The organism is Bradyrhizobium diazoefficiens (assembly GCF_016616235.1).
GTDB classification, from domain to species: domain Bacteria; phylum Pseudomonadota; class Alphaproteobacteria; order Rhizobiales; family Xanthobacteraceae; genus Bradyrhizobium; species Bradyrhizobium diazoefficiens_H.
The window spans coordinates 7,478,938-7,492,799 of the sequence record NZ_CP067100.1 but is presented as its reverse complement, the minus strand read 5'-3'; the positions used below and the strand labels follow the sequence as shown (position 1 = coordinate 7,492,799).

The 13,862-nt window shown below is 64.8% G+C and carries 13 protein-coding genes; 4 read left to right on the top strand and 9 right to left on the bottom strand.

Annotated elements, in window-relative coordinates:
* The first annotated feature begins 45 nt into the window (after positions 1-45).
* Both JJB99_RS35215 and JJB99_RS35210 read left to right on the top strand, forming a co-directional pair.
* Positions 46-1,293 (top strand): MFS transporter, encoded by a 1,248-nt coding sequence (locus tag JJB99_RS35215; RefSeq protein ID WP_200496675.1) that lies wholly within the window; start codon positions 46-48, stop codon positions 1,291-1,293.
* 211 nt (positions 1,294-1,504) lie between these two features.
* Positions 1,505-2,740, top strand: coding sequence for an MFS transporter (locus JJB99_RS35210; protein ID WP_200496674.1), 1,236 nt, complete (start codon positions 1,505-1,507; stop codon positions 2,738-2,740).
* A 125-nt stretch (positions 2,741-2,865) separates the two neighbouring features.
* On the opposite strand, the gene JJB99_RS35205 is transcribed toward JJB99_RS35210, so the two are convergent.
* Positions 2,866-3,360 (bottom strand): VOC family protein, encoded by a 495-nt coding sequence (locus tag JJB99_RS35205; RefSeq protein WP_200496673.1) that lies wholly within the window; start codon positions 3,358-3,360, stop codon positions 2,866-2,868.
* Between the two features lie 90 nt (positions 3,361-3,450).
* Entirely contained in the window at positions 3,451-3,996 is a 546-nt protein-coding gene (locus JJB99_RS35200; protein WP_200496672.1) for a carboxymuconolactone decarboxylase family protein, read from the bottom strand.
* A gap of 136 nt (positions 3,997-4,132) precedes the next feature.
* Here JJB99_RS35200 and JJB99_RS35195 point away from each other — a divergent pair, with 136 nt between their 5' ends.
* The gene (locus JJB99_RS35195) at positions 4,133-5,332 is read left to right on the top strand and encodes an acyl-CoA dehydrogenase family protein (protein WP_200496671.1); all 1,200 of its coding nucleotides are present in this window, start codon (positions 4,133-4,135) and stop codon (positions 5,330-5,332) included.
* A 162-nt stretch (positions 5,333-5,494) separates the two neighbouring features.
* Positions 5,495-6,634, top strand: coding sequence for an acyl-CoA dehydrogenase family protein (locus tag JJB99_RS35190; protein WP_200496670.1), 1,140 nt, complete (start codon positions 5,495-5,497; stop codon positions 6,632-6,634).
* 274 nt (positions 6,635-6,908) lie between these two features.
* On the opposite strand, the gene JJB99_RS35185 is transcribed toward JJB99_RS35190, so the two are convergent.
* The 7 genes from JJB99_RS35185 to JJB99_RS35155 all read right to left on the bottom strand — a co-directional run bounded on the left by JJB99_RS35185 (position 6,909) and on the right by JJB99_RS35155 (position 13,852).
* A complete protein-coding gene (locus JJB99_RS35185) occupies positions 6,909-7,946 on the bottom strand; it encodes an amino acid ABC transporter substrate-binding protein (protein ID WP_200496669.1) in 1,038 nt (345 codons plus the stop codon).
* 54 nt (positions 7,947-8,000) lie between these two features.
* Entirely contained in the window at positions 8,001-8,594 is a 594-nt protein-coding gene (locus JJB99_RS35180; RefSeq protein WP_200496668.1) for a L,D-transpeptidase, read from the bottom strand.
* Positions 8,595-8,959: 365 nt separating this feature from the next.
* Positions 8,960-9,934, bottom strand: coding sequence for a hypothetical protein (locus JJB99_RS35175; RefSeq protein ID WP_200496667.1), 975 nt, complete (start codon positions 9,932-9,934; stop codon positions 8,960-8,962).
* An 84-nt stretch (positions 9,935-10,018) separates the two neighbouring features.
* Complete coding sequence (locus tag JJB99_RS35170) at positions 10,019-10,582, bottom strand: thioredoxin family protein (RefSeq protein WP_200496666.1); 564 nt, start codon at positions 10,580-10,582, stop codon at positions 10,019-10,021.
* Positions 10,583-10,612: 30 nt separating this feature from the next.
* On the bottom strand, positions 10,613-11,311 hold the full coding sequence (locus JJB99_RS35165; protein WP_200496665.1) for a cytochrome c biogenesis CcdA family protein: 699 nt from the start codon (positions 11,309-11,311) through the stop codon (positions 10,613-10,615).
* A 731-nt stretch (positions 11,312-12,042) separates the two neighbouring features.
* Positions 12,043-12,654 carry a sigma-70 family RNA polymerase sigma factor gene (locus tag JJB99_RS35160; protein WP_200496664.1) on the bottom strand — a complete coding sequence of 204 codons (612 nt, stop codon included), beginning with the start codon at positions 12,652-12,654 and terminating at the stop codon, positions 12,043-12,045.
* Positions 12,655-13,114: 460 nt separating this feature from the next.
* Complete coding sequence (locus JJB99_RS35155; protein WP_200496663.1) at positions 13,115-13,852, bottom strand: response regulator; 738 nt, start codon at positions 13,850-13,852, stop codon at positions 13,115-13,117.
* Between the last annotated feature and the right edge of the window lie 10 nt (positions 13,853-13,862).

The following is a 13,862-nucleotide window of genomic DNA, read 5'->3' as shown; positions in this document are numbered from 1 at the left end:
CCGGGAATCAACGAGACCCTTTAGTGCCCCTGGGCGGAAATGCCGATGCTGGACGTGACGACAGTCAATGAGATCGCCGACGACGCCCGCGCGCGTGCCAATGTGGTGCGCCTTGCCGCGGCGCAGGCGCTGACCGGGGCCAACTCGGCGGTGATCTTCGCCACCGGCTCGATCGTCGGGGCGACGCTGGCGCCGGACATGTCGCTCGCGACCGTGCCGCTGTCGATGTATGTGCTGGGGCTTGCGGCCGGCACCTTGCCGACCGGCGCGATCTCGCGCCGCTTCGGCCGCCGCTGGGCCTTCGTGATCGGCACGGGTCTCGGTGCGCTCACCGGTCTGCTCGGCTCGTTCGCGATCCTGCACGCCTCGTTCGCGCTGTTCTGCATCGCGACCTTCCTCGGCGGCCTCTACGGCGCGGTCGCGCAATCCTATCGCTTCGCCGCGGCCGATGGCGCCAGCGCCGCCTACCGGCCGAAAGCCGTGTCCTGGGTGATGGCCGGCGGCGTGTTCGCCGGTGTGCTCGGTCCGCAGCTCGTGCAATGGACCATGGACGTCTGGTCGCCTTATCTGTTCGCCTTCAGCTTCCTGGTGCAGGCCGCCGTCGCGCTGGTCGCGATGGGCATCGTCGCCGGCGTCGATATGCCGAAGCCCGCGCCGGCCGATCTCCATGGCGGCCGGCCGCTGCTCGAGATCGTCAGCCAGCCCCGCTTCGTCGCGGCGGCGCTGTGCGGCGTCATCTCTTATCCCATGATGAATCTCGTCATGACCTCGGCGCCGCTCGCCATGAAGATGTGCGGCCTTAGCGTGTCCGATTCCAATTTCGGCATTCAATGGCACATCGTCGCCATGTACGGCCCGAGCTTCTTCACCGGCGCGTTGATCGCCCGTTTCGGCGCGCCCGTGATCGTCGCCGCCGGCCTGCTGCTGGAAGCGGGGGCGGCCGGTATCGGCCTCTCCGGCATCACCGCGATGCACTTCTGGGCGACGCTGATCGTGCTGGGTGTGGGGTGGAATTTCTCCTTCATCGGCGCCTCCGCGCTGGTGCTGGAGACGCACCGTCCGCAGGAGCGCAACAAGGTGCAGGCCTTCAACGATTTCCTGGTGTTCGGGATGATGGCGATCGGCTCGTTCTCGTCGGGCCAGCTGCTGGCTAATTACGGCTGGTCCGCGGTCAACATGGTCGTATTCCCGCCGGTGCTGTTCGGTCTTGCCGTGCTCTCGCTGGCATCCAGGGCGCGCCGCCGCAAGGCGCGGCTGGACGCGGCGATGGGCGAGTTCCCGGATGCGATCTGAACTGGCAGGAGCCTGTCAGCAGTGTTGATGCTTCGATCCAGGTCGAAGTGATTTTTGGGTGCGAGATATTAGTTGATGCCTCATGGCCGGGCTTGTCCCGGCCATTCACGTCTTAGGCGCGCGGATCGAAAAACGTGGATGCCCGGCATAGGCGAGCGGAAGCGACGCCGTCCTTCAGACGGCTATGCCCGGGCATGACGGAGTAGGTGGCATGCTCGATAATCCTCAACCGCCCCGGATCGACGAATCCTCCTTCCGCTACGAAGGCTGGCGCATCGTCGCGGTCTGCTTCCTGCTCGCGACCTTCGGCTGGGGGCTCGGCTTCTACGGCCAGAGCGTCTACGTCGCCGAGCTCCAGCGCGCCCACGGCTGGTCGGCCTCGCTGATCTCCTCGGCCACGACGTTCTTCTACCTGTTCGGCGCAGTGCTGGTCGTCTTCGTCGGCGAGGCCGTCAGGAAATATGGGCCGCGGTTCGGTCTGATTGCAGGAACGCTGGCGATGTCGGCCGCGGCGGTTGCGATCGGCGCCGTGCGCGAGCCCTGGCAGCTTTATCTCGCCAATGCGGTGCTCGCCTTCGGTTGGGCCGGCACCAGCCTTGCCCTGATCACCAACATCATCAGCCTGTGGTTCGACCACAAGCGCGGCATGGCGATCAGCCTGGCGCTGAACGGCGCCAGTTTTGGCGGCATCGTCGGCGTGCCCTTGCTGGTGACATTGATCGGCCATATCGGTTTTGCCAACGCGATGTACGCCGCGGCCGGCGCGATGCTGGTGCTGCTCGTGCCGGTGATCCTCCTCGTCGTCGGCCGGCCGCCCGATCTTCATGGCGGCCGGACGGCGGCGAAAGCGAAGCCGCAATCGTCGACTGAGATCCGCAGCTGGGCGCTACGCGACGTCGGCTTCCTCACGGTGACGATTGCGTTCGCGCTGGTGCTGTTCGCGCAGGTCGGCTTCATCGTGCACCTGATCTCGTTCCTCGATCCCGTGATCGGCCGCGAGCGCGCCGCTGTTGCGGTCGCGGTGCTGACGGCGATGGCCGTGGTCGGCCGGGTGCTGTTCTCGCTGGTGATTGATCGCCTCAACCAGCGGCTGGCGTCGGCGCTGTCGTTCCTCAGCCAGGCGGCGGCGCTATGCGCCGTCATCAACCTGCACAACGACTATGTGCTGATCGCGGCCTGCGCAGTGTTCGGCTTCTCGGTCGGCAATCTCATCACGCTGCCGTCGCTGATCGTGCAGCAGGAATTCGACAGCGCCTCGTTCGGCGTGCTGATCAGCCTCAACACCGCAATCAACCAGGTGACCTACGCGTTCGGCCCGGGTGTGGTCGGGGCCTTGCGCGATTGGTCCGGCGGTTATTCACTGCCGTTCTATCTCTGCATCGCATTGGAGGTGGCGGCGGCCGCGCTGATCATGATGCGGGGAAGGCCGCGCGCGAAGACGTCGTAGGTGCGCGACGCTTAAACATACTCCGTCATTGCGAGGAGCCCTTGCGACGAAGCAATCCAGACTGCCGCTGTGGAGAAAATCTGGATTGCTTCGCTTCGCTCGCAATGACGGGGAGAGAGCGGAGTTCACCCCTCCCGCTGCTTCAGCAGCCCATCCACATCCAGCCGCTTCGTGAACATCGCCAGCTTCCCATCCGGCCCGAACGGCCATTGCTCCCGCGGTCTGTCCCAATACAGCTCCACGCCGTTCTGATCCGGATCGCGCAAGTACAGCGCCTCGCTGACGCCGTGGTCGCTGGCGCCATCCAGCGCGATGCCGGCGGAGAGCACGCGATGCAGCGCGTCCGCCAGTGCAGGGCGCGTCGGATAGAGGATCGCGGTGTGAAACAATCCGGTGGTGCCCGGTGGCGGTGGCGAGCCGCCCTTGCTCTCCCAGGTGTTGAGCCCGATGTGATGATGATAGCCGCCGGCCGAGATGAACGCCGCGCCCGAGCCCATCCGCTGCATCAGCTCGAAGCCGAGCACGCCGCAATAGAAGCCGAGCGCGCGATCGAGATCGGCGACCTTGAGATGGACGTGGCCGATCCTGGTGCCGGCGACAACGGCGGATGTTTGCGACATGTGACTGCTCCGTTTCTGAACTCCACTTAAGTCCGGCTTCGGAACGGCGCTACCGGCCCATTCCGAAACCCATCGTTTCCAGATGCGAAACTATGACAGCTCCCGTGCCTCGCCCTCGGGCAGCTCGAACTCGAACGTGTTCAGCGTCATCGACACCATCGTGTAGTAACCGCACAGCCCGATCACCTCGACCACGCCGCGCTCGCTGAGCAGCTTCACTGCCTCGTCATAGAGCCCCTTCTCGACGCCGTGGCCCTCGTGCAGCGACCTCGCGAGATCGTAGATCATCTTCCCCTTGGGATCGTCGAACTCGGGCGTGCGGCGGTCGCGAATCGCGTCGATGATTTTCGGATCCATGCCGCCGGCGATCGCGAGGCGCTTATGCGCATACCATTCGTAGTGCGCAGTCCAGTGCCGCGCCGTCACCAGGATTGCGATCTCCGAGAGCTTTGCCGGGAAGATCGTGTCGTAGCGCAGCACTTCGCCGAGCCGCGTGGCGTGCCGGGCCATGTCGGGGCTGTTGAGCCAGGCCATCATCGGCGCCGGCGGCTTGCCGCGCTTGCCCGCAATCGACTCGTCATAGGTCTGCCGCTGGCTCTCGTTCATTTCGCCAGGCGAAAGGAGTTTTAGGCGCATTGTTGTTTCCTCTTTGTTTTCAAGCTCGCCATGGCGGCGACTATAGCCGAATGCGGGCTACGGAAGTGGTTGAATTCCACCGGGCGATGGCCCAGAGTCGCGTCCAACAAGTCGAATTTGATTGATGGAAACGACCATGAGCGAATCTGAGACCGCCGATCTCGAGACACTCCGCAGCGAGACGCGCGCCTGGCTGGAAGCCAATTGTCCGCCGGAAATGCGCAAGCCCGCAACCTCCGACGCCGACGTGTTCTGGGGCGGACGCAACGCAAAGTTCTCCTCCGAGCCGCAGCGCATCTGGTTCGAGCGCATGCGCGACAAGGGCTGGACCGTGCCGGACTGGCCGAAGGAGTACGGCGGCGGTGGTCTGAATGCCGCCGAGCACAAGGTGCTGCGCGCCGAGATGGCCAGGATCGGCGCGCGTCCGCCGCTGTCGAGTTTCGGCATCTGGATGCTCGGGCCGGCGCTGTTGAAATACGGCAACGAAGCGCAAAAGAAAGAGCATCTGCCGAAGATCGCCGCGGGCGAAATCCGCTGGTGCCAGGGCTATTCCGAACCCAACGCCGGCTCCGACCTCGCTTCGCTCCAGACCCGCGCCGAGAGCGACGGCGACGACTTCATCATCACCGGCCAGAAGATCTGGACGTCGTACGCCAACTACGCCGACTGGATCTTCTGCCTCGTCCGCACCGATCCCACTGCCAAGAAACACGACGGCATCAGCTTCATCCTGTTCGACATGACCTCGAAGGGCGTCTCGACCAGGCCGATCCTCTTGATCTCCGGCTATTCGCCGTTCTGCGAAACTTTCTTCGACGGCGTTCGCGTGCCGAAGTCGCACGTCGTGGGTCAGATCAATCGCGGCTGGGACGTCGCGAAATATCTGCTCCAGCACGAGCGGGCGATGATCTCGGGTATGGGCGAGCGCGGCGTCGGCCGTCCGCTCGGCCAGATCGCGGCCGATTCCGTCGGCACCGATGCGCAAGGGAAGCTCGACGATTCCATGCTGCGCGGCCAGATCGCCAGCTTCGACGTCGATGAAGCCGCGCTCGCGGCTTGCGCCGAGCGCGCCGTCGACCTCGCCAAGGCTGGGCAGGCGCATCCGGCGTTCTCCTCTGCGATGAAATATTACGGCACCGAGCTCAATAAGCGCCGCTACGAGATCCTGATGTCGGCCGGCGGCGTCGATGCGCTGGAATGGGAAAGCGAGCGCTCGCGGCAAGGCGCCCGCCCGCGCGCCTGGCTGCGCACCAAGGCCAACTCGATCGAGGGCGGCACCAGCGAGGTGATGCTCGGCATCGTCGCCAAGCGCATCCTGGATCTGCCGGGGGCATAAAGTGTTCACCTCTCCCTGCAAGGGAGAGGTCGGCGCGTAGCGCCGGGTGAGGGTCAGCCACGGGCACCGAGCGTGTGGCAGACCCCCACCCCGATCCTCCCCCTTTCAGGCGGAGGGAGCCGATGCAATCATCAAATTGACCGTCAAGTTCTGGGATCACCCATGGCCCTCGTCCTCACCGAAGAACAATCGATGCTCCGCGACTCTGCGCGCGGATTGATCAGCGACAAGGCGCCGGTGTCGCACCTGCGCAGCTTGCGCGACTCCAAGGATCCCGCCGGCTTCTCCAAGGAGCTCTGGCACGCCTTCGCCGAGATGGGATTTGCCGGCCTGCTGGTGCCGGAGGAGTTCGGCGGCAGCGGTCTCGGCTTCATGGAGGCCGGCATCGTCATGGAGGAGATCGGCCGCACCCTGATGCCGTCGCCCTTCCTCGCCACCAGCGTGGTCGCGGCCTCGGCCCTGAACCGCGGCGGCAATGCCGCGCAGAAATCGGACGTGTTGCCGAAGATCGCCAGCGGCTCGCTGCTCGCAACGCTCGCGGTCGACGAGGGCGCCAAGCACCGTCCACTGCAGACCAGCTTGCAGGCCGTGCGCGCCGGTAACGGTTTTAGACTTTCCGGCGCCAAGGCGTTGGTGGTTGATGGTCACGTCGCCGACTTGCTCATCGTTGCCGCGCGCACCGCCGGCTCGGCCGGGGAGCGCGAGGGGCTGACTCTGTTCCTGGTCGACCCCAAGGCGAAGGGCGTTGCGATCGAGCGCACCATCATGGTCGATTCGCACAATGCAGCGCGGATCGATTTCGCCAATGTCGAGGTCAATGCCGACAGCGTGCTCGGCGAGGTGGATCAGGCAGCCAGCCTGCTCGATGGCGTGCTCGACATCGGCCGCGGCGCGGTCGCCGCCGAAATGGTCGGCCTCAGCGACGAAGTCTTTGGCCGCACCGTCGAATACCTCAAGAGCAGAAAGCAGTTCGGCAAGCTGATCGGCGAATTCCAGGCACTGCAGCACCGCGCCGCGCAGCTCTACGTCGACATCGAGATCACCCGCGCCGCCACCATGAAGGCGCTTCAGGCGCTCGACGCCGACGTCGCCAAGGCTGCATCAAGCGTGGCCGTGGCAAAAGCCCGCGCCGGCACCACCGCCACCCGCGCGGTGCAGGAGGGCGTGCAGATGCATGGCGGCATGGGCATGACCGACCAGTTCGACATCGGCTTCTTCATGAAGCGCGCCCGGGTGTGCGAGGAATTGTTTGGGGACGCGAATTACCATACCGAGCAGTTGGCGCGGGCGCGGGGGTATTGAGGGTTGACTGTGAGGCGGGAGACGCCACCTCACAGTCAGTGTCGTCGCCCGGCTTGACCGGGCGACCCAGTACGCCGCGGCTTCTCGATTACCAACAACTGTCTCTGGAATACTGGATGGCCCGGCCAAGCCGGGCGATGACAGTTGAGGGTGTAGAGAGGGCTCGCCCCAAGCTCGTCATTGCGAGCGAAGCGAAGCAATCCAGTCTGTCACCGCGAAGGGATTCTGGATTGCTTCGTCGCTTCGCTCCTCGCAATGACGCCGGAGAGAGCCGTTACCGCATCGGCGGCGCGTACTGCACGCCGCCCGCATTCCACAGCTGGTTCATGCCGCGCGGGATCTTCAGCTTGGATTTCTCGCCGATGTTGCGCTCGTACATCTCGCCGTAATTGCCGACATGGCGGATGATGCGGACGGCCCAGTCCTTGGTGAGGCCGAGCTGCTCGCCATAATTGCCCTCGGTGCCGACGAGGCGCATCACCTCCGGCTTTTTCGACTTGAGGGCCTCATCGACGTTCTCCGAGGAGACGCCGAGCTCTTCGGCGTTGATCATCGCATAGAGCGTCCATTTCACGATCATCATCCAGTCGTCGTCGCGCTGGCGCACGACGGGGGCGAGCGGCTCCTTGGAGATCATCTCCGGCAGGATCATGTGGTCGCCGGGCTTACCGAGGTTCAGCCTGAGCGCGTAGAGCTGGGAGACGTCGGCGGAGAGCGTGTCGCACTTGCCGGTGTCGTAGGCCTTCACCACGTCGTCGAGCTTGTCGAACTTCACCTCGTCATACTTCATGTTGTTGGCGCGGAAGTAGTCGGCGACGTTGAGTGCCGTGGTGGTGCCGGCCTGCACGCAGACCTTGCTGCCGGTCAGGTCGAGTGCAGTCTCCTTGTTGCGCGACCGCGGCAGCATGAAGCCTGCGCCGTCGTAATAGGCCACCGCCGGGAAATAGAGGTCGTAATCGAGCTCGCGCGCCATGCTCCAGGTCGAGTTGCGCGAGAGGATGTCCACCTTCCGGCTCTGCAATTCCTTGAAGCGCTCGCTGGCGTCGAGCGGCACGAACCGCGCCTTGCCCGGATCGTTGAAGATCGCAGCCGCCACCGCGCGGCAGAAATCGACGTCGAAGCCGGTCCAGTTGCCCTTGTCGTCGGGAATCGAGAAGCCCGGCAGGCCCTTGTTGACGCCGCACAGCACCTCGCCGCGGCGCACGGTGCGCTTCAGGGTGCGGGTGTCATAGAATTCATAGACGACGGCCAGAACGGCGACCAGCACGGCGACCGCGAGCCCGATCAGCAGGCCGCCTCGAAAACTGCGCATGATGTCTCTCTCTCGAAATAATCGGGAAAAGGAATATTGAAGAAGGGGGAGGACCTAGAGTTCGGGCTTCTGCCGGATCACGACCTTGGTGCCGACAGGGACGCGATCGTAAAGATCGGCGACGTGGTTGTTGACGAGGCGGAAGCAGCCCGAGGACACCTTGGTGCCGATCGTATCGGGACGGTTGGTGCCGTGGATGCGGTAGACGGTGGTGCCGAGATACATGGCGCGCGCGCCGAGCGGATTGCCGGGGCCCCCAGCCATGAAGCGCGGCAGATAGGGCTGGCGCTGGATCATCTCCGGCGGCGGCGTCCAGTCCGGCCATTCCTTCTTGTTGGTGATGGTCACCAGCCCCTGCCACTGAAAACCGTCGCGGCCGACGCCGATGCCGTAGCGGATCGCCCGCCCGCCGGGCTGCACCAGATAGAGGTGCCGTTCGGCGGTCGAGACGATGATCGTGCCCGGCGGTTCGGTGGTGCGGAAATAGACCACCTGCTTCTGCCATTCGGGATCGAGCTCGTAGCTGTCGTCGGCGATCAGGCCCGGCTCGTCGCCGCGGTCCGGCTGCTGGGCGATCGCTTGCGAGGCGGACAGCATCAAGCCGATTGCAGCCACAAGCGTCCCGGTCAGGCGACGAAAATCCGTCATTCAATCTCTCCCCGCTGCCACAGCGCAAATCATTCGGAACCATCTGAACTCAGGGGCAGCTTCGTGGCAAGTTCAAGGCGCGCTCAACTGGTATGTCACGAGAATGCCTTTGGTTTTTTGACGGGCCCCACGCAATGCCACAAACAGGGGATGGCGCGAAAAGCGAAGATTGTCGCGACTGGGCGTGGTGCACTCCCTCCCCCGCCTGCGGGGGAGGGCTGGGGAGAGGGTGTCTCCGCAATGGGACACTCCCCCAGAGGAGAGAACTCTCACCCGCGCCTTCGGCGCGACCTGTCTCGCAAGCGGGAGAGGCTCAGACCGAACTCGCGGTGAGATCAACGTCGACAACTGTCGCGGGATGCCGGCTAGATCCTGTTGCTCTCCGCCCCGATCCCGAGCCGCCGCACGATTTCGGCTCCCACCGCGCGGGCCTCGGGCCGCGAGCCGATGCGGGGGCTGCGAAACCGCCGGCCGGAGTGCAGCCGGATCACGACGATGCAATGCTCGTCCTCGGACCGGCCGCGGCGTTCGACGGTGATCGTCTTCACATCGCGCCCCTCGATATGATCCGTGCGCGGCGTGCCGTCGCCCCACAGGCGTTCGACACGGATGTCGCCCTCGCGGATGATCCAGAACGCGCCGGTCACGAGATTGGCGTATCGATAGACGGCGAACGCCGCGATTGCGCCGAGCGGCAGCAGCAGGATATCGACATGGCTGGGCGGCCATCCGCGCCAGAGCTTATAGGCGTAGGGTACGGCGGACAGTGCGACAGCGATCAGCGCGACGATGCGGATGTCGCGCGCGGAAAACGGCTCGAGCGGCTCGCCGAGATGCATCTCGGGATTGCTGGCATCGAGCGGATTGACGGGTGCCTCGACATTGGGGACGTCGAACTGCGCGGCGATCCGCGCCACGGTGTCGTGGACATGCCTGACGTCGGAGATCGGCGGGGAGGTCAGGCGTTCCCCTGAAGCCAGCGTGAAGACGAGCTGAAAGCGGGCTTTCACCCGCTTGCTGCCGGGGACCTGCAATCCGCTGATGTCGTCCTTCCCGACGACCCGCGTCTGCAGCTTTCCGAACGGACGCTGATGCCCAATCAGGATTTCGTTCGGCGTGATGATCCACACCACCGCTGGCGTCATCATGATGCCGAGGACGAACCCTGCGCCCACGAGCAGCGCGACCACCGAGATAATGATTTCGAGAGGATCGTGCGTGAACAGGCCCGGCGTGAAGCACAGCGCAACCGCGGCCGCAAAGCCGGCCGTGACCAGCCGCTGCGCGATCGAGGCGCCTTCACGAAGGCGGATGTCGGTGCTGGTGATCGCGTCGTCCATTGCGGGCGGCTGATTCCGTCGCCCGCGAAACTCCACGGACGGGTCCGTGGAGTCAAGCTGCAACCGCACGCCGCTGATGCCGCCTCAGCTGCTGGCGTTCAGCAGCTTGGCCACGGTGCGGTCGATCTCGTCGTAACGGCCTTCGCCTGCATGCTGGAACACGATCTTGCCGTTCTGGTCGACGATGTATTGCGCCGGCCAATACTGGTTGCTGTAGGCGTTCCAGGTTTTGGACTCATTGTCCTGCGCCACCGGATAGGTGATGCCGTGGCGCTTCAGCGCCGCCTGCACGTTGGACGCCGAGCGCTCGAACGGGAATTCCGGCGTGTGCACGCCGACCACGACGAGACCGCGGTCCTTGTACTTGGCATAGAGCTCGGTGACGTGCGGCAGCGTGTTGACGCAGTTGACGCAGCCATAGGTCCAGAAATCGACCAGCACGACCTTGCCGCGCAGGTCGGCGAGGCTCAGCGGCTTCGAGTTGAACCAGTTGGTGATGCCGGTGAAGTCGGGCGCGGTCGATTGCGTTGCTGCGGCGACCGTGATCGGCGCTGCGCGCGAAGCTTCGTCGCAGATGCCGGGAATGACGGCGCCGGTCACGGCGATGCCGACCAGGGCGGCGGAGACGGCGAGCAGCTTGAAAGTCATGGACGTGTTCTCCGTTGGGATGCGAGGCGATCAAAGGCCGATCTGGCCGGTGGGATAGAAGCCGGTGAGCCACGCCAGGATCAGCGTGTCGTATTGGAAATAGGCGGCGAGCGCGAAGGCGATCACGACGATACCAAAGCCCTGCTGCAGCCGCGGCGAGAGCCGTGCGAGGCTGCGTACGCGTGTGGTGGCGGCCTGACCGCCATAGGCGATCGCCAGCATCGGGATCGCCGCGCCGATGGCGTAGGCGACCAGCAGCGTGCCGGCCCAGACAAGATTCTTCGAGGTCGCAACCAGCGTCAGGATCGAGCCGAGCACGGGGCCTGCGCAGGGCGTCCACACCAGGCCCAACGTGGCGCCGAGCAGGAGGCCGCCGAGCGCGCCCTCGCGCTTCACGGAGCTCGCAGCGCCAAGATCGAGCCAGCCATTGAGCCGGATCGACAGCCATTCGAACGGCGCCGGCCACAGCATCAGCAGGCCAAAGCCGAGCAGCAGGATCGCGGCCGCCTCGCGCAGCACGTTCGGATCGAAATCGAACAGGCGCGTCAATGCACCGAGCAGCAACGCGACGGCGGAGAAGGAGACGACGAAGCCGAGCGCAATCATCGCCGGCCGCAGTTGCGAGTTGCGCCCGATCGAGGCGCCGAGCAGGATCGGCAGCATCGGCAGCGTGCACGGCGCCGCGATCGTGAGGATGCCAGCGAGGAGAGCGAAGAGGAGGTCGAGCATGGGGCACTCGTGAGGGAGGTCACGAGGATTGTTCGCGATGAACGCTCCGGTCGTTACGCAGCGTCACGTGTTCGTGACGGGAGTGCAGGGCAATGGTGCGCTCCCTCCCCCGCTTGCGGGTAGGGCAATCGCATATGGCGCGGACGATGCGGCGGCATCGGCGCTGGACTCCCTCTCCCGCTTGCGGGGGAGGGCTGGGGTGGGGGTCTCTCCGCGTCGGGATTCCAGGAAATTGCGGAGGACGTCCCTGCGTGGCGAGAGCCCTCACCCGCCGCGCTCTGCGAGCGCGTCGGCCTCTCCCGCAAGCGGGAGAGGCGGGGCAAGCCCGCGGACAGTCCTCGTGAAATCCATATGCGATTGCCCTACGCTTGCGGGGGAGGGCTGGGGAGAGGGTATCTCCGCAACGGGACATCCCCCAGAGGAGAGAACCCTCACCCGCTGCGCGCGGGACGATGCTCCGCATCGCCCGCCGCGCATCGGCCTCTCCCGCAAGCGGGAGAGGCGGGTCCGCCGCGGCCACCGAGGCCCAAAACACAAAACGACCCGGAGGGGGGCATCCCGTCCGGGTCGCTGGAGGTCCTTGGGAGGTTTAACGAAAACCGTATGTGAGCTTTATAGGAGAGAAGTTTTTCCGCCTGATGTTGTGCTTCGTTTCAATTGTTTCGTCGGCGGTAACACTTCCGTGTGGAACAGGCCGGAGTTTCGGCCCTGTCCCATTGAAATCCCTTATCTTACGCAGCGAAACGGTCGACGCCGGCGCCCTTCAGCAAATCGGCCAGTTGCTTGCGGGCATAGAACATGCGGGTCTTCACCGTGCTCTGGGGGATGCCGATGATCCGACCGACCTCCTCCACCGACTTCTCGTGGTAGTAGACGAGATTGATGATCTCGCGATGCGCGGGTGACAGTTTTGCGACGCAGGCGCGCAGGATGGCGCTGGTATCATTGCGGTCGAGCGAGGTCTCGGGCGTGTCGGTATCATCAGGGATCTGGCGCACGTCCTCCTGGTCGATGTCCTCGAAGCGGCGCTGGCGCATTGCGGTCAGCGCCTTGAACCGGGCGATCGAGAGCAGCCAGGTCGAGACCTGTGAACGGCCCTGAAACTGGCCGGCGGTCCGCCACACGTCCAGAAACACCTGGCTGACGAGGTCTTCCGCCGTCGTGGCATCGCGCACGATGCGCAGGATGAAGCGATAGACCCGCACGTTGTGACGGCAATAGAGGATGTGCATGGCCGTCCGGTTGCCGTCGGCAATGCTTTCGAGAAGCATGTCGTCCGAGGTCGCCTGAGCGGCGATGATGCTCTGGCTGGCTTGGGCGTTGATGGCGATGACGTTCGGCATGGACTTGGCTCCCCGTAGCGCCGCAACCGAGCGGCGTTTCCTTGGGCCAAACTGTTAATGAGCCAACGTTTCGGGACGTCTGCACGAAATGCGGAAAATGGTTTCGTGCGGCGCCAAATTGTTTCGTCGCGCCGGGCGCGACGAAACATTCCCGGCAAAAAGTCGTGGAATTTCAATGCACGGAAAATGCGGGGTGGAGATTATCTGGCCAGGGAACGTATTTCGGGGGATTGCGTTTGGTCGCGCGATGCACACCGCCTTTTTGTCCGGAGCGCCCGTCGCCAAGACAGCGGTTTCGTAGGGAAGGCAAAGGCGCGAAACGCCGTGCCCACGATCTTTCGCAGCTTTATCGAGAGACTGGTGAGCACGTCTTCGGCTTCGCCCACCCTACGGCACTTGGACAGGTAGGAACCAATTTCCGGGGCTTGCGTTGCGTGCGCGGCCGCACCTCCGCGGCGCCTTATGCCTTCTCGCCCTGAGGCGAGAATAAATAGCCACCGCCGCGGATGGTGCGGATCACGGCGGGCTTGGTCGGATCGGGCTCGATCTTGCGGCGGATGCGCATGATGCGCAGGTCGACGGCGCGGTCGAAGGCCTCGGCGTCGCGCGCATTGGCAAGCTCGAGCAGGCGTTCGCGCGACAGCACCCGCTTCGGATTGGCCGCGAACACTTTCAATAGCCCGAACTCGGATGCGGTCAGCGGATGCTCGTTGCCTTCGTCGTCGCGCAGCGCCTGGGCTTCGAGGTCGAGCCATTTGGTGCCGAACCGCACCAATTGCTCCTTGTCGGATTTCGCCGCGGCGCTTTCCGCGGCCACGACCTTCACCGGCGCGCTCCGCCGCAGCACCGATCGGATGCGGGCCATCAATTCGCGCAGCTCGCAGGGCTTTGCCACGTAATCGTCGGCACCGAGCTCGAGGCCGACGACGCGGTCGATCGGGCTCGCGGTGGCCGTGAGCATGATGACCGGCACGTTGATGCGGCTCTTGAGGTCGCGGATGATCGAGAGCCCGTCTTCCTCGGGCATGTTGAGATCGAGCACGACGAGATCGGGCATGCTGCCGTCAATCGCCGCGCGCAGCGACTTGCCGCCGTCGCATAGCGTCACGGTGAAGCCGTGCATCTTGAGGTAATCGCCGACCATCTCCCGGGCCGGGGCCTCGTCGTCGACGATCATGATGTGCTGGCTTTGGGTCATGTCACTCAAG

Coding starts and splice junctions, on each gene's coding strand:
- JJB99_RS35185 (WP_200496669.1), bottom strand. CDS start 7,946: ATGCGCAGTTTTCGAGGCGGCCTGCTGATCGGGCTCGCGGTCGCCGTG.
- JJB99_RS35210 (WP_200496674.1), top strand. CDS start 1,505: ATGCTCGATAATCCTCAACCGCCCCGGATCGACGAATCCTCCTTCCGC.
- JJB99_RS35155 (WP_200496663.1), bottom strand. CDS start 13,852: ATGACCCAAAGCCAGCACATCATGATCGTCGACGACGAGGCCCCGGCC.
- JJB99_RS35195 (WP_200496671.1), top strand. CDS start 4,133: ATGAGCGAATCTGAGACCGCCGATCTCGAGACACTCCGCAGCGAGACG.
- JJB99_RS35200 (WP_200496672.1), bottom strand. CDS start 3,996: ATGCGCCTAAAACTCCTTTCGCCTGGCGAAATGAACGAGAGCCAGCGG.
- JJB99_RS35160 (WP_200496664.1), bottom strand. CDS start 12,654: ATGCCGAACGTCATCGCCATCAACGCCCAAGCCAGCCAGAGCATCATC.
- JJB99_RS35215 (WP_200496675.1), top strand. CDS start 46: ATGCTGGACGTGACGACAGTCAATGAGATCGCCGACGACGCCCGCGCG.
- JJB99_RS35190 (WP_200496670.1), top strand. CDS start 5,495: ATGGCCCTCGTCCTCACCGAAGAACAATCGATGCTCCGCGACTCTGCG.
- JJB99_RS35170 (WP_200496666.1), bottom strand. CDS start 10,582: ATGACTTTCAAGCTGCTCGCCGTCTCCGCCGCCCTGGTCGGCATCGCC.
- JJB99_RS35205 (WP_200496673.1), bottom strand. CDS start 3,360: ATGTCGCAAACATCCGCCGTTGTCGCCGGCACCAGGATCGGCCACGTC.
- JJB99_RS35180 (WP_200496668.1), bottom strand. CDS start 8,594: ATGACGGATTTTCGTCGCCTGACCGGGACGCTTGTGGCTGCAATCGGC.
- JJB99_RS35175 (WP_200496667.1), bottom strand. CDS start 9,934: ATGGACGACGCGATCACCAGCACCGACATCCGCCTTCGTGAAGGCGCC.
- JJB99_RS35165 (WP_200496665.1), bottom strand. CDS start 11,311: ATGCTCGACCTCCTCTTCGCTCTCCTCGCTGGCATCCTCACGATCGCG.